Below are 19,265 nucleotides of genomic sequence, written 5' to 3' on the forward strand. Positions count from 1 at the left end.
ACGGTCCGGGAGCACTTGCGATGATGCTGGACAGGATATTCGCGCTGCTGGCGTACGCCGCCTTCCTGGGCTTCATCGGCATCGTGGTCATGAAGGTGGGGCGGATCGACCTCGCGGTCGCCGCCGCCATAGGCGCAGCGCTGGCAGGCTACGATATCTGGTCGCAGATGTTCGCCAGGCGCCGCTGAACTGTCAGGGGGTCATCGTTCCCCTCAGCGGCTCCGTCATCTCCTTTGCGATCTGCTCGTCGCGCAGCGCATAGCGCTCCCTGTCGAAGGCCCAGTGCATCTGCTCGGTTTCTCCCGTCGACGGGACAGTGACGAGTTCGGGCCAGTTGTCACTGGAGGCGTTCGGGTCGAGATAGAGCGACATGCCTTCGCTGTGATAGATTTCGCGCCAGGGCGTGTCCGTGGCCGTGCGCGCGTAGCCGAATAGCGTGCAGCCGCTACGCCCGTAGTACCATGCCGAGCCGCAGAGCGAGGCGAACAGCATCTGGTGTCCGCCGCCGCGTTCCACGATCGCGGCCGAGAGTACTGGCGTTGCGGTGGTGGCGGTACGGAACAGTTCGACCTCCTTGGCGAGGAGCTTGTTCGCCTGGTCAGCCGGCGGCCCGGCCTGGGCCAATGCCACATTGACGTAGGGCGACATGTCGATTGGGCTGCAGCGCGGCGCGACTGCGTCGATCACCCGCTGCGAGTTGCGCAACGCGAAGGCAGCCGAGAGCCCATCCGCGCCGGAGCCGACAGAAACCTGCAGGCGTGCGCCCGCCTTTATCGCCCGCACGAACTCGAAGGTGATCGGGATCGAGATGGAAGTGGCCGTCTGCTCGGCCTCGATCTCCCGGGCCCTGCCGTCGATGGTGACCTTGGACGGCAGGTTGGGCGCGAACGCCTCCCGCTTGTCGGTCCTCAGCCGCATCGTCCAGCGCTGCTCGGCGCAGACAAGGGAGCCGCCGTTGATTCCGTTTGACTTCAAGGGGACCGGCAGGATGGCGACCGCGCCGCTGCCGGCCTCTTCCCATCGGTCAGAGGCGAAGGCAGGCATCGCGATTGCCGCCGCAAGCGCGGCCATGGGGAGGCGGAGCAGGGCTCGCCGCCTCCAGTTCAGGAGCGTATTCGGGATCATAGCCCGGAGTTTCGGGGCGATTGATTAAAAGTGTATTGAATGGGGCAGGCAGGGCTTAGTCGTGGCCCTATTCGTATTCGCGCTCGATATCCCTGCCGGTGTAGTCCGTCATCAGCGCTGTCGCGATCAGACTGAGCACCGAGCAGGCGAGGATGTAGAACGCGACCGCGTAGGCCGTCCCAAACGTGCTGAACAGCCATGCGGCGATGAGAGGAGCAGGGCCGCCGGCAATGACGGACGCGAGCTGATAGCCGAGCGACGCACCGCTGTAGCGCAGCCGACCGGTGAAGGCTTCCGCGATCAGCGCAGCTTGCGGTCCATACATCATGTCGTGGGGTATCAGCGAGATCACGATGGCGAGGAAGATCAGCGCCGCGGAGCCCGTATTCAGCAGCCCGAAATAGATGAAGCCGTAGACGCCGATAGCCGTCGCGCCGATCATGTACATGCGCTTGCGTCCGATCCGATCGGAGATGTGACCGAACAGCGGGATCGAAACGAAGGAAACGATCGCCGCCGCCAGCACGGCAACGAGAAGAAAGTCGCGCGAGACCTTCAGCGTTCCAACTCCATACGCGAATATGAAGGCCGTGAAGATGTAGAAAGGCGCCTGCTCCGCCATACGCAAAAGCGCGCAGAGCAGAATCTCTTTTGGTTGGCGGCGCACGACCTCCAGCATCGGTGCCCGCTCGACTTTGTTTTCAGCGACGAGCCTTTGGAATATCGGCGTCTCCATGATGCCAAGCCTGATCCAGAGGCCGAGGACGACGAGCAGGAGGCTCAGCAGAAACGGAACACGCCAGCCCCATGTCAGGAACTGATCGCCAGACAGCCAACTGAACACGAGGACCGCGAGATTGGCGAGGAAGAGGCCGCACGGTACGCCAAACTGCGGCCAGGATGCGATGAAACCGCGATGGCCGGAGGTCCGCGCCCATTCCATCGAAAGCAGTACGGAACCGCCCCATTCGCCGCCCACGCCGATGCCCTGAATGAAGCGCAGCGCCGTCAGGATGATCGCGCCCCAGATGCCGATGCTTTCGTAGGTCGGGACGAGCCCAACGAGGAACGTCGCGATGCCCATCGTCATCAGCGTGGCGATGAGCGTGGATTTTCGGCCGATGCGGTCGCCATAGTGGCCGAAAATCGCTGCGCCGATGGGGCGGGCGAGAAAGCCGACAGCATAGATGGCGAACGCCTCGAGCGTGCCGACGAGCGGATCCGAGTGCGGGAAGAACAGCCGCGCGAACACGAGGCCGGTCACCGTGCTGTAAAGGAAGAAATCATACCATTCGATCGCGGTGCCGACCGTGCTCGCTATCACGGCGCGCCGAAGCTGCCTGCCGTGTTCCTGCTCGGACAGCATCACGGCGCCAAGATCGATGGCTACCATAACCGCCTCCACGCATCGTCGTGCCGACTGCGCAGACCGGTGCAAAATATACTTAGATCTTGATACTTGCTCAAGCTGGCCAATGGCGGCGACTCATCCAAGGCAGACGACAGTCTCGGCCACCTGGTGCCGAACCGCGGTCAAGCGACTGCCAATACCCAGCCGCAGATTTCAAGCTAAGGCGCCACTCCGCCGCCTTGCCCGGCAAGGCATTCCTGATATTAGTGCCGCCGGATCGGCCAAGGGGCCGAAAAGCGTATGCCGGGGAAGTCATGTCGAAGTGGAAAGACGTCAAGAAGGTCGTGCTCGCCTATTCCGGTGGCCTCGACACGTCGATCATCCTGAAGTGGCTGCAGACGGAGCTCGGCGCGGAGGTCGTCACCTTCACCGCCGACCTCGGCCAGGGCGGCGAGTTGGAGCCGGCGCGCAAGAAGGCCGAGATGCTCGGCATCAAGGAAATCTACATCCGCGACGTGCGCGAGGAGTTCGTCTCCGACTTCGTCTTCCCGATGTTCCGCGCCAACGCCGTCTATGAGGGCCTCTACCTCCTCGGCACCTCGATCGCGCGACCGCTGATCTCGAAGCATCTCGTCGAGATCGCGCGTGAGACCGGCGCCGACGCCGTCGCTCATGGCGCGACCGGCAAGGGCAACGACCAGGTGCGTTTCGAACTCTCTGCCTATGCGTTGAACCCCGATATCAAGGTGATCGCGCCCTGGCGCGACTGGTCGTTCAAATCGCGCACGGACCTCCTCAATTTCGCGCGCGACCACCAGATCCCGATCGCCAAGGACAAGCAGGGCGAGGCTCCGTTCTCGGTCGACGCCAACCTCCTGCACTCCTCCTCGGAGGGCAAGGTGCTCGAGGATCCGTGGCAGGAGCCGCCGGAATATGTGCACCAGCGCAGCGTCTCGCCGATGGACGCGCCGGACCAGGTGACCGAGATCACGATCGAGTTCGCCAAGGGCGATGCGATCGCACTCAACGGCGAGAGGCTTTCGCCGGCGACGCTGTTCTCGCGCCTCAACGATCTCGGCCGCGACAACGGCATCGGCCGCCTCGACCTGGTCGAGAACCGTTTTGTCGGCATGAAGTCACGCGGCGTCTACGAGACGCCGGGCGGCACGATCCTGCTCGCCGCCCACCGGGCGATCGAATCGATCACACTTGACCGCGGCGCCGCGCACCTCAAGGACGAGATCATGCCGCGCTATGCCGAACTGATCTACAACGGCTTCTGGTATGCGCCGGAGCGGGAGATGCTGCAGGCGCTGATCGACAAGAGCCAGGAGGAGGTCGAGGGCGAGGTGCGGCTGAAGCTTTACAAGGGCAACGTCATCGTCACCGGCCGCCGCTCCGACAAGTCGCTCTATTCGGATGCGCTGGTGACCTTCGAGGACGATCGCGGCGCCTATGACCAGAAGGACGCCGCCGGCTTCATCCGCCTCAACGCGCTCCGGCTGAGGACGCTCGCGGCGCGGAACAAGAAGGGGTGAGATAGCAGCGCCGAGGGAGGGAGGCTCCCATAACTCTCCGTCCGCCCGCGACAATGGGAGTAGCGAGAGTGGCCGGAACTGCAGAGAACCCTTACGGCTCCAGTTCGACGTCCCAGTAGAGATAGTCCATCCAGCTTTCGTGCAGGTAGTTGGGCGGGAACAGCCGGCCGTTGTTGTGAAGATCGTGCACCGTCGGCTGATAGGGCCTCTGCATCGGCCACATCTTGGCCTGCGCCGGAAGATGGCCGCCCTTCCTCAGATTGCAGGGCGAGCACGCGGCGACCACGTTCTCCCAGGTCGTGGCGCCGCCGCAGCGGCGCGGGATGACATGGTCGAAGGTCAGGTCCTCGTTCTTGCCGCAATACTGGCACTGGAATCTGTCGCGCAGGAAGACGTTGAAGCGCGTGAAGGCAGGATGCCTGGACGGCTTGATGTAGCTCTTCAGACTGACGACGCTCGGCACCCTCATCGAGAAGGAGACCGAAGAAACCGAATGCTCGTATTCGGCAACAATATTCACGCGGTCGAGGAAGACAGCCTTGATTGCGTCCTGCCAGGACCAGAGGGACAAGGGATAGTAGCTGAGCGGCCGGTAATCGGCATTCAAAACCAGCGCGGGAAGCCCATCCGGAGATACGGCAACCGTCAAGCGAAGGGCCTCCTTGGCATGGGAATGACTGGCCCGAATAGTCTAAGCCCTAGATGACAGGCGTGTGAAGCCGCTAGGCTGCAAGAATCGTTTGTAGAAGCGCAGAAAATCTCAAGATTTCTTGTGATTTTGCGTGATCGGCGCGGCTTCGCGCCCTTTGATGTGCCGATAATAGGCCCAGAAAAGGCGGGATGCGACACCTCGCCACGGCGCCCATGATTCGGCGATCTCAGCCACGATTTGCTCGCCCGGCCGCTCTTCCAGCCCCAGCGCGTGGCCGACCGACACCTGAAGCGCCAGATCGCGCGCGGGAAACACGTCCGGATGGCCTGCGGCGAACAAGAGATAGATCTCGGCGGTCCACGGACCTATGCCCGGCACGGCAGTGAGCCGCAAGATGGCCTCTTCAGCCGGCAGTTCGCACAGGTCGATGAGGTCAAGCCCGCCGCGAACGGCTTCTGCCGCGGCGATCAGGGTGCGTTGCTTCGGGCGGGAGAACCCGGCCGCCCGGAAGAGCTCGTCGTCCGAGGCGATGACTGCGTCGGGTGTTATCGGGTCCATGAGCGTTAGGAGCCGTCCCATGATCGCGTCGGCGCTGGCGCGCGAGACCTGCTGCGACACGATGATCGAGGTCAGGCTGGCAAAGCCGGGCTCAGTCAGGCGCAGCGGCACGTCTCCCGCCAGGTCACGGACGCGGCCGAGGCGCGGGTCGGCCACGCAGAGCGCATCGAGCCCGGCCCTCACGTCCTCGATCCCGGTGATGCGCTGCATAGGAGCCCTTGTTCTGCAAAGGCCGGCAAAGTAGCAATCGTCAGGACGACCGCACAACCCAAATCCGGCGCAGATGAACATCCCCGTCTTCCGATTCGCGCCAAGCCCGAACGGTCTCCTGCATCTCGGCCATGCCTATTCGGCGCTCGTCGATCAGCATTTCGCCGAGCGCCTGGGCGGGCGGCTGCTGCTCAGGCTCGAAGACATCGATGCGGCGCGCTGCACGCCGGAGTACGAAGCGGCAATTTTTCGCGATCTCGCCTGGCTCGGCATCGGCTGGGAGAATCCGGTGCGGCGGCAGTCGGACCACTTTGGCGAGTACGAGGCAGCGCTGAACCGGCTGAGGAAGGAAGAGCTCGTCTATCCGGCCTCCATGAGCCGGGGCGAGGTACGGGCATTCATCGCCGACCGTGAGACGGCCGGGGAGAACTGGCCGCGCGACCCGGACGGCGTGCCGCTCTATCCAGGCTCGGACAGGCGGCTTTCCGGGCGCAAGCGCGCTGAACTCCTGGCCGAAGGCATACCGTTCGCCTGGCGGCTGGACATGGCGGCGGCGCTGGAGCGCGTCGGTGCGAAGCTTTCATGGAGCGAACTCTCCGGTGCCGATCTTTCCGCCTCGAGCTGCATCGAGGCGAGGCCGCAGGACTGGGGCGACGTAATCCTGGCGCGCCGGGACGTGCCCACCAGCTATCATCTCTCGGTGGTGCTCGATGATGCCTTGCAGGGCGTCACCCACGTGGTGCGCGGCATGGACCTTTATGCGGCGACCGCCGTCCACCGCGTACTGCAGGAACTGCTGGACCTTCCCGCTCCGGGATATCGCCACCACCGCCTGATCCTCGGCCCGGACGGGCGGAAGCTATCGAAGAGTTTTCAGGACACGGGGATTGCAGCATTGCGGGAACAAGGCGCGACGCCGGAGGCGGTGCGGCGGATGGCGGGGCTGGAGGAGGGATGAGGGAACATTGCCGGGCGCGAGCGCTGCTGGCGAAGGATGGCTTCCTAAGTTCACCCCAACCAAATCAATGATTCAGCTTTTCGCCTTTGCCTCCGACGGGCCGGGAAAATAGAGCGGGCGATAAACAGAGACGTCTCCCCGCATGCCACTCGCTCGCAAGCTCATCCCGTTGCTCTTCGTTCTGCTCTGGTCGACCGGCTTCATCGGCGCGCGTTATGCCATGCCGTGGGCCGAACCGTTCACCTTCCTTGCCGTACGCTTCGGGCTTGCGATGGTTATCCTCGCCGGCATCGCCGCCGTGCTCGCGCCGGCACGAGCCGAGGCCAAGGCCCGCGGGACGAAGCGCAAGGAGGCGGCATCCTCCATCGCGACGGGGGTTCTCATGCACGGTGTCTATCTGGGCGGAATCTTCTGGGCCGTGCGGGAAGGGCTGGGCGCCGGCCTTGCCGCCCTGATCGGAGGGCTGCAGCCGCTGATCAGCGCCGTGCTGGCCGGTGCCCTGCTCGGCGAAAAAGTCCGCCCCCGCCAATGGCTGGGGCTGATAACCGGCCTCGCAGGCGTGGTGATGGTGATCCTGCCCAAGCTCGGGGCCGGGCTCGATGCCGTGACCATGCCGATGCTGGTCGCGGCGCTGACCGCCGTCGGCGGCTTGAGCCTCGGAACCATCCTGCAGAAGAAGATCGGCGGATCGGCCGATCTGGTCAGGGGCACGGCTTGGCAATATGTCGGCGCGGCCGCCCTGATGTTCACAGCCTCTCTTGTATTCGAGACGCGTACCTTCGTGCTGACCGGCGAACTCGTCTTCGCCATGGCCTGGCTGGTTCTCGTGCTGTCGATCGGTGCGATCTTCTTGTTGATGATCATGATCCGCGACGGCGCGATGGCGAAGGTCTCCTCGCTTTTCTACCTCGTTCCCCCGGTAACGGCGGTGATCGCCTGGGTGCTGTTCGGCGAGAGCCTTACGCCGGTGCAGGTGGCCGGAATGGCGGTTGCGACCTTCGGCGTTGCGCTTGCCACCGCTCAGGAGCCGACGCGAGCACGGGCCTCGAGATAGCGGCGGATCGAGGCGTTGAGCTCGCCGCCCAGGATGAAGATCGCCGAGATGATATAGAGGAAGACCACCGCGATCATGATCGAGGCCAGACCCGCATAGGTGGTCACATATGACGAGAAGTGGTCGAGATACGTGGCAAATACGGTCGAGCCGATCAGCCAGCCTATCAGCGTGAAGATGATCCCGGGCACGATCTGCACGAAGCGCCGACGCCCGGCCGGCAGCCACATGTGGACGGCGATCAGGCCGAGAACAATCACCGCAGACGCGATCACGATGCGCCACAGCGTGATGGTTCCCATATAGGGCGCGAGCCATTCCGCCTGGGCCACCGCGAAACGGCCGATCAGCGGCGCCAGAACCAGCAGCACGCTGATGGCCACGAAGCCGATCGTGGCGATCAGCACGAAGGCGATGCTCTGGATGCGTCGGTAGAGGAACGAGCGCGTCTCGGTCACGCGATAGGCGCGGTTGAGCGAGGTGCGCAGCGCCTCGATGCCGTTCGAGGCGAAGAAACCGGCGAGCAGCACGCCATAGGTAAGAAGGTCCGTGCGCTGCACGGTAAGCACGTTGACCACCTCGCGCGCGATCGGGTCGGCGATCTCGTCCGGCCATGTGTCGAACACCAGATGCACGGCCGTATCGGCGAAGGCTTGTGCCCCGAAAAAGCTCGCCAGGGTGGTGGCGAAGATCAGGAAGGGAAACAGGGCCATCAACGCCGTGATGGCCAGATGGCTCGCCATCGACCAGCCGTCATCGTCGTAGAAGTGTCCAAGCATGTCCGCCAGCACCCGACGAACGGCCACGATCTTCCGCATCCCCACGGATCTCCGTCGATTGTGTCCCGCGGCGGAATATGGGAAGGGGTCGTTCAAATTGGCAACCCAGACTTGGCCAGGATCAATGACTTGACGACGGGGCGCACGATCATCGTCACCGGTGCCTCTTCGGGCATCGGCGCCCATTGTGCAAGGGCACTGAAGCGGGACTGCTGGCAGGTCTTCGCCACGGCTCGCAAACCCGCTGACATCGGTGCACTGGAAGCAGACGGCATCGAAGCCTTCTATTTGGACTACCGCGAGCCGGCGTCAATCGAGGCCCTCGTGACCGCCGTGCTCACCCGGACCGGCGGCCGGCTCGATGCCCTCTACAACAATGGCGCCTACGCGCAGCCCGGCGCTGTGGAGGACCTGCCCGTCTCGGCATTGCGCGAGCAGTTCGAGGCGAATGTCTTCGGCTGGCACGACCTGACGCGACGAATCGTCCCGGTGATGCGGGCCCAAGGACACGGTCGCATTGTGAACTGCTCGTCGATCCTCGGCTTGGTGCCGGTCAAATGGCGTGGAGCCTATGCCGCCTCGAAGCATGCGCTGGAGGGGTTGATGCTGTGCATGCGGGCCGAGTTGGAAGGCTCCGGCGTCCATGTCTCGATGATCGAGCCAGGACCGATAAGATCCAGGATCGCCTCGAACGGGCTCGAGTGGTTCCTGAAGAACATCGACCACGAAAACTCGGTGCATCGGGAAGCCTACCAGGCGCAACTCGCCAGGCTTCGCGGGGGCGGCTCGAGTTCTCGTCTCAAGCTGGGGCCGGAAGCGGTCTATGAGGTGCTGCGCCATGCACTCCTGTCACCTCGGCCGCGGCCGCATTATGTAGTGACCCTGCCGGCCAAGGCCGGCGTCGTCCTCAAGCGGCTGCTGCCGGCATCACTCCTATACCGCGTCCTGGCTTCGCAGGCCTGAGCGGCAACCAAGCGGAACGAACATGGCCTCAGTCTTCAACATCCTCGCCATCGTCGCCATGGCTGCCGTGGTGATCGTGCTAATCCGTGGCCTGATCAACATGATGCGCGGCGGATCCGGCAACACCTCGAACAAACTGATGCAGGCACGCGTCATGCTGCAGTTCGTGGCCCTCGTGCTGATCCTGATCACGGTCTGGCTGACGCGCGGGGGAGGCTGAAGCGCTTCTGGAGGGTGGAAGGAATGGTCAAGCTCAACAAGATCTACACGCGCACGGGCGACGACGGCACGACGGGGCTCGGCACTGGCGAGCGCCGCATGAAATCCGACCTGCGGGTCGAGGCCTATGGCACGGTCGACGAGGCGAACGCCTGCATCGGACTGGCGCGGCTGCACACGGCGGCAGGCGATCCAGAGCTCGACGCCATCCTCGGCCGGATGCAGAACGATTTCTTCGATCTCGGCGCCGATCTCTGCACGCCGGAAGCCAAGGAGGGCAAACCGCTCGGCTACGAACCGCTGCGCATGCTCGGGTCCCAGACCACGCGGCTGGAGGCCGACATCGACCAGCTAAATGCCCGGCTGGAGCCGCTGCGCTCTTTCGTGCTGCCCGGCGGCTCGCCTGCCTCCGCCGCATTGCATCTGGCCCGCACTGTGACGCGGCGCGCCGAGCGTCTGATGGTCGCGCTGGCGGCCACGCCCGGAGAGCACGTCAATCCGGAGGCGGTCCGATACGTCAACCGCGCATCCGACCTGCTCTTCGTCGCGGCCCGTGTGGCCAATGACAGCGGCAAATCCGACGTGCTATGGGTGCCGGGCAAGAACCGCTGAACAAACAAGACGGTAGGGGCGGGGCCAGCCTTGTTCATTCCGCTCCACGACGCGAACAGCCTCAAGCACATCCGCATGCAGTACGTCACGATCGGCCTGATCGTGGCCAACGTGCTGGTCTTTCTGCTGACCGGGATGGGTTCCGAGGAGTTCAGCATCGCCACCACCCTGGGTCTCGGCTACATCCCCTCCGTTGCGTTCCATGAGGTCCAGCTTCCTCCGGAGTTCTATTTGCTGCCGGCGCCGTTGAGCTACGTCACTTATGCCTTCCTGCATGCCGACCTGTGGCATCTCGGCGGCAACATGCTGTTCCTCTGGGTCTTCGGCGACAATGTCGAGGATGCCCTCGGTCACTTCAGGTTTCTGATCTTCTACCTGCTCTGCGCGGCTGGCGGCGCGGCGCTGCACGGCTTGGCCGCTCCCGCCTCGCAGGTGCCGCTGATCGGCGCCTCGGGCGCCGTCGCCGGAGTCGTCGCGGCCTATCTGATCCTGCACCCACGCGTGAAGATCTGGGTGCTGGCCTTCGGCCGCATCCCGTTGCGCATCCCTGCCTGGATTGCGCTCGCGCTCTGGATCGGCTTCCAGTTCGTCAAGTTCGCCATCGCCGGGGAAGACGAGGTGTCCTGGGCCTGCCACATCGGCGGCATCCTGACCGGCGCGCTCCTCGTTCTGATCCTGAGAAGGCGTTCGGTGCCGCTACTCGACCGCGAGGTCGTCACCCCGAAGGCGGTTATGGTCGAGCAGCCGATCTCTGTCAGGCCAGTTCAGGCCAAGCCGGGGCCTTGGGATAGGCGGTGACCTTCAAACGATTCGAAGCTCTCCTTCGTATTGACGGCCGGGCCTGCGCTATCTAGGTTCCGCCGCGCTTCCGGCGGCGCCCGGGATATTCAAATTTGGCCGGATATTTCGCGGATTCGTCGCCTTTCGGCAAATGACGGCATGGCTGCCCTGATAGGAGCATCCGCGACTGAAGAAGAAGGACCAGGACGGATGAAAGTTCTCGTACCCGTAAAGCGGGTGGTCGATTACAACGTGAAGATCCGCGTGAAGCCGGACGGGTCGGGCGTCGAGCTTGCGAACGTCAAGATGTCGATGAACCCGTTTGATGAGATCGCGGTCGAGGAGGCGATCCGCCTCAAGGAGGCCGGCAAGGTCGAGGAGATCGTCGCGGTCTCGATCGGACCGGCGCAGGCTGCCGAGACGCTGCGCACCGCGCTGGCGATGGGCGCCGACCGTGCCATCCTGGTCAAGGTCGATTCGCTGGTCGAGCCGCTCGGCGTCGCCAAGGTGCTGAAGGGCGTGGTCGAGGCCGAGAAGCCGGGCCTCGTCATCCTCGGCAAGCAGGCGATCGACGACGACGCCAACCAGACCGGCCAGATGCTGGCCGCGCTTCTCGACTGGGCGCAGGCGACCTTCGCCTCCAAGCTGGCGATCGAAGGCGAGAAGGCGACGGTCACCCGCGAAGTCGACGGCGGCCTGCAAACGGTGGAACTGAAGCTGCCGGCGATCGTCACGACCGACCTGCGCCTCAACCAGCCGCGCTATGCTTCGCTGCCCAACATCATGAAGGCGAAGAAGAAGCCGCTCGACGAGAAGACCCCGGCCGATTTCGGCGCCGACGTGGCGCCGCGCCTCAAGGTGTTGAAGACCGAGGAGCCGAGCGGCCGCAAGGCGGGCGTGAAGGTGAAGACGGTCCAGGAACTCGTCGACAAGCTCAAGAACGAAGCCGGCGTGCTCTAAGTTCGGAAGGAAGGGAACAAGAACATGGCAATTCTCCTTATCGCCGAACATGACAATGCGAGCCTTTCCGACCAGACGTCGAAGGCTCTGACCGCAGCCCTTCAGATCGGCTCGGAGGTCGACATCCTGGTTGCTGGCAAGTCCGCCAAGGCTGCCGCCGATGCAGCCGCGGCGCTGAAGGGCGTGCGCAAGGTGCTGCTGGCCGAGGCCGACGAACTGGCCGAGCGCCTCGCCGAGCCGCTCGCTGCTCTCGTCGTGTCGCTCGCGGGCAACTACGGCACCATCGTCGCGCCGGCGACCGCCTCGGGCAAGAACGTCGCGCCGCGCATCGCCGCTCTCCTCGATGTCTCGCAGGTTTCGGAAATCATCGAGGTCGTTTCGCCCGATACCTTTAAGCGGACGATCTATGCCGGCAACGCGATCCAGACGGTCCAGACCAGCGAACCGAAGAAGGTGATCACCGTTCGCACCGCCTCGTTCCAGGCCGCCACTCAGGGCGGATCGACAAAGGTCGAGCAGGTGTCTGCGGCCGCCAACCCGGGCGTCTCAACCTTTGTCGAGAACAAGCTCTCCGAGAGCGACCGTCCGGAACTCACCTCGGCCAAGATCATCATCTCCGGCGGACGCGCGCTTGGCTCGTCGGAAAAATTCCAGGAGGTCATCCTGCCGGTGGCCGACAAACTCGGCGCAGCGGTCGGCGCTTCGCGTGCTGCGGTCGATGCCGGCTATGCGCCGAACGACTGGCAGGTCGGACAGACCGGCAAGGTGGTAGCGCCGCAGCTTTACATCGCCGTCGGCATCTCCGGCGCGATCCAGCACCTCGCCGGCATGAAGGATTCGAAGGTGATCGTCGCCATCAACAAGGACGAGGAGGCGCCGATCTTCCAGGTCGCCGACTACGGCATCGTCGGCGACCTGTTCACGATCCTGCCGGAGCTCGAGAAGGCGCTGTAGCCGTTCGGGATTGCTAACCGAAAGCAAGGGCCGGAGCGCGTCGCCGCTTCGGCCCTTTTCTTGTGCGACATTGGGGAAAGCTGCCCAAAACTTCTACTTTCGCATCACAGGCTGGGCAAAATCCGTGCAGCCTCTGGACGGAACGCGGCCAATCCCTTTAGTGTGCACTGCAATATCACCCAGCGTCTAAAGGCGAATAGGGACAGGTGTCATGAGTAGGATCGAGACGGTCGGGATCGTCGGGGCAGGGCAGATGGGCAGCGGGATCGCCCATGTCGCGGCTCTCGCAGGATACAGCGTGCTCCTCTACGACATCTCGCCCGACCGGATCGAAAAGGGCATCGCCACCATCAACGGCAACATGGCCCGCCAGGTTTCCCATGGGAAACTGAGCGAAGGCGAGCGACAGGCCGCGCTGGCGCGCATCGCTCCGGCGCCAAATTTGCAGGACCTCGCAGGCTGCGACCTCGTGATCGAGGCGGCGACTGAAGACGAGTCGATCAAGCGCAAGATCTTCGCGCAACTCTGTCCGGTGCTGAACCCGGAGGCGATCCTCGCCACGAACACGTCGTCGATCTCGGTGACAAGGCTTGCATCGGCGACCGACCGGGCCGAGCGTTTCATCGGGATCCATTTTATGAACCCGGTCCCGGTGATGAAGCTGGTCGAACTCGTGCGCGGCATCGCCACGGAGAACGAGACCTTCGAGACCGCCAAGGAGTTCGTCACCCGGCTCGGCAAGACGACGACGGTCTCGGAGGATTTTCCGGCCTTCATCGTCAACCGCATCCTGCTGCCGATGATCAACGAGGCGATCTACACCCTCTACGAGGGCGTGGGCACGGTTGAAGCGATCGACACGGCCATGAAGCTCGGCGCCAACCATCCGATGGGGCCGCTGCAGTTGGCCGACTTCATCGGGCTCGACACCTGCCTATCGATCATGCAGGTGCTGCATGATGGCCTGTCTGACTCGAAATACCGGCCTTGTCCGCTGCTGGTGAAGTATGTCGAGGCAGGCTGGCTGGGCAGGAAGAGCGGCCGTGGCTTTTACGATTACCGCGGCGAGCACCCAGTCCCAACGCGGTAGATCTAACGATAGCGGCGGCCCCAATGGTGAGGGTCGCCGTATCGGTCTCAGTTCCAGAAAAACCACCCGCCGCGCTTCCGCCCCTATTCGGCAGCCTGAAGTCCCACATCGGGTCGCACGTTCTGGTTCATCCGGAACATGTTTTGCGGGTCGTAGTGCTGCTTGATCTCCGTCAGGTGCCGATAGTTGGCGCCATAGGCCGCCTCCACGCGATCGACCTCGTCTCCCGGCATGAAGTTGATATAGGCCGTGCCGATGGCGAACGGCTTGCCGCCTTCATAGACGCGCCGTGCCCAGTCGATGCACTCCTTGTCCATCGCCGGATCGCGCCAACGCGCATGCACATTCATGACGAAATGCGGCAGGCGCTGCGGGAAGGCAGTCGCGTCTGCCGGAATGCGGCTGGCCGCACCGCCGACATAGCCGATGAATATCTCGCATTCGGGTCCAGGCAATTCGCGAACCGCCTCAATCAGCAGGTCGATTGCCTCGTCTGAAAGCTCGGCAAAGTCATGGCTCTTCCAGTAGTTGCGCGCGCCCGGTGCAAGCAGCGGGTCGAACGCCTGCTGCCAGCCGGTGAACGGGTGGGGGCCGACGACATCGGCGATCGGATTGCCGATCGCCCGCATCCTGGCTGCCGCCTCCTCGCCCTTCTCGATTGGCCCGCAATCGCACATGGCAAGAACCAGCACCTCCTTGCCGTGCCATTCGGCCGGCAGGAAGGGCAGCGGCGGCGCCTTGCGCATAACCACCCAGGTGGTGAATTCGTCGGGCGCCGCCGCAAGCGCCTCGCGGTATTCGCGCAGCACTGTTTGCGCATCCGCGAATGGATGCACGACCAGCCCGGACAGAACCTCCGGGCCAACCTTGTGCAACTTGAATTCGAAGGCCGTGACGATGCCGAAATTGCCGCCACCTCCGCGGAGCGCCCAGAAAAGGTCGGGGTTTTCCGTGGCGCTCGCACGCACCAGTTCGCCATCGGCGGTGACGACATCGGCCGACAGGAGGCTGTCGCATGTCAGCCCGTACTTGCGGGTCAGCCAACCGAAGCCGCCGCCCAGCGTGAGCCCGGCAATGCCGGTGGTCGAGTTGATCCCGGTGGGCACCGCCAGTCCGAACGCCTGCGTTTCCTTGTCCACGTCGGCAAGCGTGGCGCCCGGCTCCACCCAGGCCCTGTCGGTTGCCACATCGACGCGTACCGACCGCATCGGCGACAGATCGATCATCAGACCGCCGTCGCACAGCGCGCTGCCGGCGATATTGTGACCGCCGCCGCGAACGGCCACCAGAAGCTGATTGTCACGCGCAAAGCGGATTGCCTGCATTACGTCGGCGGCCCCGGCGCAGCGCACGATAAGCCCTGGTTTCCGATCGATCATGGCATTCCAGATGACGCGCGCCCCGTCATAGGCGTCATCCTCCTCGCGAAGCACGCTGCCGCGCAAACCGGCGGGGAGCGCCTCCAGCACCGCCGCGTCGATTGCGATCCTGCCTGATCCTAGGGTGATGAGATTGAGGCTGGTGGTCATGACAGTCTCCCGTTTGGGTGTGACCATCCCCCAGCCGAATTGTGCGCCACTATGCGGCAGTGCACAAGGCGGGCCATGAAGATCCGGACAGGCTCATGGCTCGTCCGGTCGAAGCCGGCATTCAATCAGCTATTGCGGCCTCGATCAGGTGCTTGGCGTCGTCGCTCGCCCACTCGGCCGGGCCGTTCATGTGGGCGAGGAGGCAGCCCTCGCCATCGATAAGCAGCGTCACCGGCAGGCCCAGCGCCAAACCTCGCTTCTTGAGGTCGTTGAAGAGATCAAGCGTGTTGTCGCGATAGTAGCCCAATGCGCCGACCTTGGTCTCTTCCAGGAATTTCTTCGGCTTCGTATCGTCTCCGGTGTCGACGTTCACCGCGATCACCTCGAAACGATCGTTCCCCTTTTCTTTCTGGAGCGCATCCAGAGACGGCATCTCGGCGCGGCAGGGCGCGCACCAGGTTGCCCAGAGGTTGAGAAGGATGGTCTTGTCGGCCCTGTCCGCCAGCGTCATCGGCTTGCCGGCCGGATCATGGAACGCAAGTGTCTTCAGCGACTGCGGCGGGTCGGCAGGCAGCATCGCCGCGACCTGGCCGACAGCGGCATCGGCAAGAGTCTTGGCGTGGTCGGCCTTCGCAGGGCAGGTGTCGTCCGCGGCTATGGGGTTCTGCGACTGGTCTGGAGTCGCACCGGCAAGCGTTCCGCCGGGCCTGGTCGAGGCAGCGTTGTTGCCAGAAAAGCCTCCGGTGACATATACCCCGACCGCGCCGGCAAACACACCGGCCACCATGGCGAGCATCACCGCGCGCCAGGCGGGGAACAGTCTCTTTTCCTTGCGGTCAGTCATTCTAGAAATCTCCGGAGCCGGGGTAGCACGATGGGCAGCGACAAGGCCAGCAACGCGATGTGGGGCGGACGTTTTGCCTCGGGTCCCGCCGCCATCATGGAGGCCATCAACGCGTCCATCGGCTTTGATAAAAAGCTCTACGCCCAGGATATAAGAGGCTCGATCGCGCATTCGGAGATGCTGGCCAAGACCGGCATCATTTCGGCCGACGATCAGCAGAAGATCGCCGAGGGTCTGCGGAAAATTCTGGAGGAGATCGAAAGCGGGACGTTCACTTTCTCCACCGCGCTGGAGGACATCCACATGAACGTCGAGGCGCGGCTGGCCGATCTGATCGGGCCGGCGGCCGGGCGCCTGCACACTGCGCGCTCGCGTAACGACCAGGTCGCCGTCGACTTCCGCCTCTGGGTCAAGGATGAGCTTTTCCGCGTGGCGGAGGCGCTGAAGGGTCTGATCGCCGCATTTCTCGCCCGCGCCGAGGAGCATGCCGCGACCGTGATGCCAGGCTTCACGCACATGCAGTCGGCGCAGCCGGTCACCTTCGGCCATCACTGTATGGCTTATGTCGAGATGTTCGGGCGCGACCTGTCGCGCGTGCGCGATGCTATCGAGCGTATGGACGAATCGCCGCTGGGTGCGGCCGCGCTCGCCGGCACCGGCTTCCCGATTGACCGGCACATGACCGCCGAGGCGCTGGGTTTCCGCGAGCCGACGCGCAATTCGCTGGACAGCGTATCGGACCGCGACTTCGCCCTGGAGTTCCTTTCGATCGCGGCGATCTGCGCGACGCATCTTTCGCGGCTGGCGGAGGAGATTGTCATCTGGTCAACGCCGCAGTTCGGCTTCGTAAAACTGTCGGACTCGTTTTCGACGGGCTCCTCGATCATGCCGCAGAAGAAGAACCCGGACGCGGCGGAACTGGTGCGGGCCAAGACGGGCCGTGTCAACGGCCATCTGATCGGCCTGCTCACGGTGATGAAGGGCCTGCCGCTCACCTATTCGAAGGACATGCAGGAGGACAAGGAAGCGGTCTTCGACGCGGCGGAGACGCTCGACCTGATGCTCGCCGCCATGACTGGCATGATCGGAGATATGACGATCGACACCAGGGCGATGCTGCAGGCGGCGGGCTCGGGCCATTCCACAGCGACCGACCTCGCCGACTGGCTAGTGCGCGAGCTCGGTCTTCCCTTCCGCGAGGCGCATCATGTCACGGGCCGCGTCGTCGCGCTTGCCGAGGCGAAGAAGACGACCTTGCCGAAACTTGCGCTGTCGGACCTGCAGGGCATCCATCCCGGCATCAGTGAAGACGTGTTCTCGGTGCTCTCGGTGAAGAAATCGGTCGAGAGCCGCAAGTCCTTCGGCGGCACCGCACCGGCGGAGGTCAGACGGCAGATCCGCTACTGGAAGAAGCGGCTGGCGCGCGGCTAAATCCCAGGATGCATTGCGGCGCAAACTCCGCTACAAGCGGCCGCATATCTCTTGGCGTGGTTGGTTCGATGATCGCTTCTCGGCTGGTGGTTACATTTGCGGTTGTTGCCGCTCTTGGCGTGGCCGCCGGCTGCGGGCGCAAGGGCGATCTGGACACGCCATATGACGCCGCCGTGCAGGCGCGCAAGGATGCCGAGAGGGCCGGCCAGCCGGTCCCGCCCGAGCCGCAGAAACCGGTCGAGGACAAGCCGTTCATCCTCGACAAGATCATCCAATAACCTCCACCCATGAACCACTTCGAATTCCGCGACGGCGTACTGCACGCCGAGGACGTGCCCGTGCCCGAGATCGCACGCGCGGTGGGTACGCCGTTCTATTGCTATTCGACGGCGACGCTCGAACGGCACTACAACGTCTTCCGTAGCGCTCTTTCGGGGCTCGACGCGCTCGTCTGCTACGCAATGAAGGCAAATTCCAACCAGGCTGTCATCCGTACGCTGGCGAAGCTGGGCGCGGGTGCGGACGTCGTCTCGGAGGGCGAACTGCGACGGGCGCTCGCCGCGGGGGTGTCTGCGGAAAAGGTCCTGTTCTCGGGCGTCGGCAAGACCGCGCAGGAAATGGATTTCGCGCTCGCGGCCGGGATCCTTTGCTTCAATATCGAGTCCGAACCGGAACTGGAGCTTCTCTCGCGGCGCGCGGTGGCGGCCGGCAAGACCGCGCCGGTTTCGCTGCGCATTAACCCCGACGTCGACGCCAAGAGCCATAAGAAGATCTCGACGGGCAGCGCCGAGAACAAGTTCGGCATTCCGTGGCAGCGCGCGAGAGAGGTGTACCGCCGGGCGGCCGAATTGCCGGGCATCCGGGTCACCGGCATCGACATGCACATCGGCAGCCAGATCACCGATCTGCAGCCTTTCGATGCCGCCTTCGCGCTGCTGGCGGAACTGGTAACGACGCTGCGGGCCGACGGCCACACGATCGAGCATGTAGACTTCGGCGGCGGCCTTGGCGTCCCGTATCGCCGTGACAACGAGCCGCCGCCGCATCCGGAGGCCTATGCGGCAATCGTGCAGCGTCACGCGGCAGGTCTCGGGGTGAAGGCCATCTTCGAGCCGGGCCGGCTGCTGGTGGCCAATGCCGGCATTCTCGTCTCGGAGGTCATTTATCTCAAGGAAGGGGATGCGCGGAACTTCCTGATCGTCGACGTCGCGATGAACGACCTGATCCGGCCGACCCTTTACGATGCCTTCCATGAGATCTTCCCGGTCGTGCAGCAGCCCCTGGATGCGCCGCGGATGAAGGTCGACGTGGTCGGACCGGTCTGCGAGACGGGCGATTTCCTTGGGCATGAACGCGACCTGCCGAGGCTCGCACCCGGCGATCTCATCGCGGTCGGCACAGCCGGGGCCTATGGCGCCGTCCAGGCCAACACCTACAACACGCGGCTGCTCGTCCCCGAAGTCCTGGTCAACGGCGACAGGTTCCACGTGATCCGGCCAAGGCTGAGCTATGAGGAACTTATCGGCCACGACTCGGTTCCGGACTGGTTATGAGGCGACAGGACGCGGGTCCGCCGGGCATCACGATTATGTAAATGCCTCGCCTTTGCCCGGTTTGCTGCTATCCTCGATTGCCGAGAGGCCGTGCCCAGGTGCGGC

Annotated in this window: 21 protein-coding genes; 14 read left to right on the forward strand and 7 right to left on the reverse strand. The window is 64.1% G+C overall.

Features of this window, described 5'->3' with window-relative positions; translation table 11 throughout:
* Nucleotides 1–20 precede the first annotated feature (20 nt).
* Complete coding sequence (locus HUI96_RS04940) at nucleotides 21–188, forward strand: hypothetical protein (RefSeq protein ID WP_188253533.1); 168 nt, start codon at nucleotides 21–23, stop codon at nucleotides 186–188.
* 4 nt (nucleotides 189–192) lie between these two features.
* Here HUI96_RS04940 and HUI96_RS04945 read toward each other — a convergent pair whose 3' ends face one another.
* Together HUI96_RS04945 and HUI96_RS04950 are read right to left on the reverse strand one after the other, a co-directional pair.
* On the reverse strand, nucleotides 193–1,044 hold the full coding sequence (locus HUI96_RS04945) for a hypothetical protein (RefSeq protein WP_188253534.1): 852 nt from the start codon (nucleotides 1,042–1,044) through the stop codon (nucleotides 193–195).
* A 148-nt stretch (nucleotides 1,045–1,192) separates the two neighbouring features.
* A complete protein-coding gene (locus tag HUI96_RS04950) occupies nucleotides 1,193–2,518 on the reverse strand; it encodes an MFS transporter (protein WP_188253535.1) in 1,326 nt (441 codons plus the stop codon).
* 272 nt (nucleotides 2,519–2,790) lie between these two features.
* Between HUI96_RS04950 and HUI96_RS04955 the strand changes: the two genes are divergently transcribed.
* Nucleotides 2,791–4,014 carry an argininosuccinate synthase gene (locus tag HUI96_RS04955; protein ID WP_188253536.1) on the forward strand — a complete coding sequence of 408 codons (1,224 nt, stop codon included), beginning with the start codon at nucleotides 2,791–2,793 and terminating at the stop codon, nucleotides 4,012–4,014.
* 91 nt (nucleotides 4,015–4,105) lie between these two features.
* Here HUI96_RS04955 and HUI96_RS04960 read toward each other — a convergent pair whose 3' ends face one another.
* Complete coding sequence (locus HUI96_RS04960) at nucleotides 4,106–4,663, reverse strand: HNH endonuclease (RefSeq protein ID WP_188253537.1); 558 nt, start codon at nucleotides 4,661–4,663, stop codon at nucleotides 4,106–4,108.
* 111 nt (nucleotides 4,664–4,774) lie between these two features.
* The gene (locus tag HUI96_RS04965; protein ID WP_188253538.1) at nucleotides 4,775–5,434 is read right to left on the reverse strand and encodes a DNA-3-methyladenine glycosylase family protein; all 660 of its coding nucleotides are present in this window, start codon (nucleotides 5,432–5,434) and stop codon (nucleotides 4,775–4,777) included.
* 73 nt (nucleotides 5,435–5,507) lie between these two features.
* On the opposite strand from HUI96_RS04965, the gene gluQRS reads away from it, so the two are divergent.
* Together gluQRS and HUI96_RS04975 are read left to right on the forward strand one after the other, a co-directional pair.
* The gene (gene gluQRS / locus HUI96_RS04970; protein WP_188253539.1) at nucleotides 5,508–6,392 is read left to right on the forward strand and encodes a tRNA glutamyl-Q(34) synthetase GluQRS; all 885 of its coding nucleotides are present in this window, start codon (nucleotides 5,508–5,510) and stop codon (nucleotides 6,390–6,392) included.
* Nucleotides 6,393–6,534: 142 nt separating this feature from the next.
* On the forward strand, nucleotides 6,535–7,446 hold the full coding sequence (locus tag HUI96_RS04975; RefSeq protein ID WP_188253540.1) for a DMT family transporter: 912 nt from the start codon (nucleotides 6,535–6,537) through the stop codon (nucleotides 7,444–7,446).
* Here the strand turns inward: HUI96_RS04975 and HUI96_RS04980 are convergent.
* Complete coding sequence (locus tag HUI96_RS04980; protein ID WP_188253541.1) at nucleotides 7,413–8,264, reverse strand: YihY/virulence factor BrkB family protein; 852 nt, start codon at nucleotides 8,262–8,264, stop codon at nucleotides 7,413–7,415. The two genes, HUI96_RS04975 and HUI96_RS04980, sit on opposite strands and share 34 nt — an antisense overlap.
* A 90-nt stretch (nucleotides 8,265–8,354) precedes the next feature.
* Here HUI96_RS04980 and HUI96_RS04985 point away from each other — a divergent pair, with 90 nt between their 5' ends.
* The 7 genes from HUI96_RS04985 (at nucleotide 8,355) to HUI96_RS05015 (ending at nucleotide 13,803) form a co-directional block, all read left to right on the forward strand.
* A complete protein-coding gene (locus HUI96_RS04985) occupies nucleotides 8,355–9,188 on the forward strand; it encodes an SDR family oxidoreductase (RefSeq protein ID WP_188253542.1) in 834 nt (277 codons plus the stop codon).
* A gap of 22 nt (nucleotides 9,189–9,210) precedes the next feature.
* Nucleotides 9,211–9,408 carry a twin transmembrane helix small protein gene (locus HUI96_RS04990; protein WP_188253543.1) on the forward strand — a complete coding sequence of 66 codons (198 nt, stop codon included), beginning with the start codon at nucleotides 9,211–9,213 and terminating at the stop codon, nucleotides 9,406–9,408.
* Between the two features lie 23 nt (nucleotides 9,409–9,431).
* A complete protein-coding gene (locus HUI96_RS04995) occupies nucleotides 9,432–10,019 on the forward strand; it encodes a cob(I)yrinic acid a,c-diamide adenosyltransferase (protein WP_188253544.1) in 588 nt (195 codons plus the stop codon).
* Nucleotides 10,020–10,049: 30 nt separating this feature from the next.
* Entirely contained in the window at nucleotides 10,050–10,817 is a 768-nt protein-coding gene (locus HUI96_RS05000; RefSeq protein ID WP_188253545.1) for a rhomboid family intramembrane serine protease, read from the forward strand.
* A 192-nt stretch (nucleotides 10,818–11,009) separates the two neighbouring features.
* Complete coding sequence (locus HUI96_RS05005) at nucleotides 11,010–11,759, forward strand: electron transfer flavoprotein subunit beta/FixA family protein (RefSeq protein ID WP_188253546.1); 750 nt, start codon at nucleotides 11,010–11,012, stop codon at nucleotides 11,757–11,759.
* Between the two features lie 24 nt (nucleotides 11,760–11,783).
* Entirely contained in the window at nucleotides 11,784–12,713 is a 930-nt protein-coding gene (locus HUI96_RS05010) for an electron transfer flavoprotein subunit alpha/FixB family protein (RefSeq protein WP_188253547.1), read from the forward strand.
* A gap of 211 nt (nucleotides 12,714–12,924) precedes the next feature.
* Nucleotides 12,925–13,803, forward strand: a complete 879-nt coding sequence (locus HUI96_RS05015; protein WP_188253548.1) for a 3-hydroxybutyryl-CoA dehydrogenase — start codon at nucleotides 12,925–12,927, stop codon at nucleotides 13,801–13,803.
* An 83-nt stretch (nucleotides 13,804–13,886) separates the two neighbouring features.
* Here the strand turns inward: HUI96_RS05015 and HUI96_RS05020 are convergent, their stop codons facing one another.
* Together HUI96_RS05020 and tlpA are read right to left on the reverse strand one after the other, a co-directional pair.
* Nucleotides 13,887–15,332, reverse strand: a complete 1,446-nt coding sequence (locus HUI96_RS05020; protein ID WP_188253549.1) for an FAD-binding oxidoreductase — start codon at nucleotides 15,330–15,332, stop codon at nucleotides 13,887–13,889.
* A gap of 121 nt (nucleotides 15,333–15,453) precedes the next feature.
* Nucleotides 15,454–16,176: a thiol:disulfide interchange protein TlpA gene (tlpA, locus tag HUI96_RS05025; protein ID WP_188253550.1), complete on the reverse strand. Its 723-nt coding sequence runs from the start codon at nucleotides 16,174–16,176 to the stop codon at nucleotides 15,454–15,456.
* Nucleotides 16,177–16,206: 30 nt separating this feature from the next.
* On the opposite strand from tlpA, the gene argH reads away from it, so the two are divergent.
* The 3 genes from argH (at nucleotide 16,207) to lysA (ending at nucleotide 19,160) form a co-directional block, all read left to right on the forward strand.
* Nucleotides 16,207–17,607, forward strand: coding sequence for an argininosuccinate lyase (gene argH / locus HUI96_RS05030; RefSeq protein ID WP_188253551.1), 1,401 nt, complete (start codon nucleotides 16,207–16,209; stop codon nucleotides 17,605–17,607).
* A 68-nt stretch (nucleotides 17,608–17,675) separates the two neighbouring features.
* Nucleotides 17,676–17,885: an LPS translocon maturation chaperone LptM gene (gene lptM, locus HUI96_RS05035; RefSeq protein ID WP_188253552.1), complete on the forward strand. Its 210-nt coding sequence runs from the start codon at nucleotides 17,676–17,678 to the stop codon at nucleotides 17,883–17,885.
* Nucleotides 17,886–17,894: 9 nt separating this feature from the next.
* The gene (gene lysA, locus HUI96_RS05040) at nucleotides 17,895–19,160 is read left to right on the forward strand and encodes a diaminopimelate decarboxylase (protein ID WP_188253553.1); all 1,266 of its coding nucleotides are present in this window, start codon (nucleotides 17,895–17,897) and stop codon (nucleotides 19,158–19,160) included.
* The last annotated feature ends 105 nt before the right edge of the window (nucleotides 19,161–19,265 follow it).

It is taken from the genome of Pseudaminobacter soli (ex Zhang et al. 2022) (assembly GCF_014595955.1).
GTDB lineage: Bacteria > Pseudomonadota > Alphaproteobacteria > Rhizobiales > Rhizobiaceae > Kumtagia > Kumtagia pseudosoli.

Bases quoted from the DNA above. Each gene is read 5' to 3' on its own strand.
- HUI96_RS04950 (WP_188253535.1), bottom strand. From the start codon at position 2,518: ATGGTAGCCATCGATCTTGGCGCCGTGATGCTGTCCGAGCAGGAACAC.
- HUI96_RS05015 (WP_188253548.1), top strand. From the start codon at position 12,925: ATGAGTAGGATCGAGACGGTCGGGATCGTCGGGGCAGGGCAGATGGGC.
- HUI96_RS04990 (WP_188253543.1), top strand. From the start codon at position 9,211: ATGGCCTCAGTCTTCAACATCCTCGCCATCGTCGCCATGGCTGCCGTG.
- gluQRS (WP_188253539.1), top strand. From the start codon at position 5,508: ATGAACATCCCCGTCTTCCGATTCGCGCCAAGCCCGAACGGTCTCCTG.
- HUI96_RS04940 (WP_188253533.1), top strand. From the start codon at position 21: ATGATGCTGGACAGGATATTCGCGCTGCTGGCGTACGCCGCCTTCCTG.
- HUI96_RS04965 (WP_188253538.1), bottom strand. From the start codon at position 5,434: ATGCAGCGCATCACCGGGATCGAGGACGTGAGGGCCGGGCTCGATGCG.
- HUI96_RS05020 (WP_188253549.1), bottom strand. From the start codon at position 15,332: ATGACCACCAGCCTCAATCTCATCACCCTAGGATCAGGCAGGATCGCA.
- tlpA (WP_188253550.1), bottom strand. From the start codon at position 16,176: ATGACTGACCGCAAGGAAAAGAGACTGTTCCCCGCCTGGCGCGCGGTG.
- lptM (WP_188253552.1), top strand. From the start codon at position 17,676: ATGATCGCTTCTCGGCTGGTGGTTACATTTGCGGTTGTTGCCGCTCTT.
- HUI96_RS05005 (WP_188253546.1), top strand. From the start codon at position 11,010: ATGAAAGTTCTCGTACCCGTAAAGCGGGTGGTCGATTACAACGTGAAG.
- HUI96_RS04975 (WP_188253540.1), top strand. From the start codon at position 6,535: ATGCCACTCGCTCGCAAGCTCATCCCGTTGCTCTTCGTTCTGCTCTGG.
- HUI96_RS05010 (WP_188253547.1), top strand. From the start codon at position 11,784: ATGGCAATTCTCCTTATCGCCGAACATGACAATGCGAGCCTTTCCGAC.
- argH (WP_188253551.1), top strand. From the start codon at position 16,207: ATGGGCAGCGACAAGGCCAGCAACGCGATGTGGGGCGGACGTTTTGCC.
- HUI96_RS04995 (WP_188253544.1), top strand. From the start codon at position 9,432: ATGGTCAAGCTCAACAAGATCTACACGCGCACGGGCGACGACGGCACG.
- lysA (WP_188253553.1), top strand. From the start codon at position 17,895: ATGAACCACTTCGAATTCCGCGACGGCGTACTGCACGCCGAGGACGTG.
- HUI96_RS04955 (WP_188253536.1), top strand. From the start codon at position 2,791: ATGTCGAAGTGGAAAGACGTCAAGAAGGTCGTGCTCGCCTATTCCGGT.
- HUI96_RS04980 (WP_188253541.1), bottom strand. From the start codon at position 8,264: ATGCGGAAGATCGTGGCCGTTCGTCGGGTGCTGGCGGACATGCTTGGA.
- HUI96_RS04945 (WP_188253534.1), bottom strand. From the start codon at position 1,044: ATGCCTGCCTTCGCCTCTGACCGATGGGAAGAGGCCGGCAGCGGCGCG.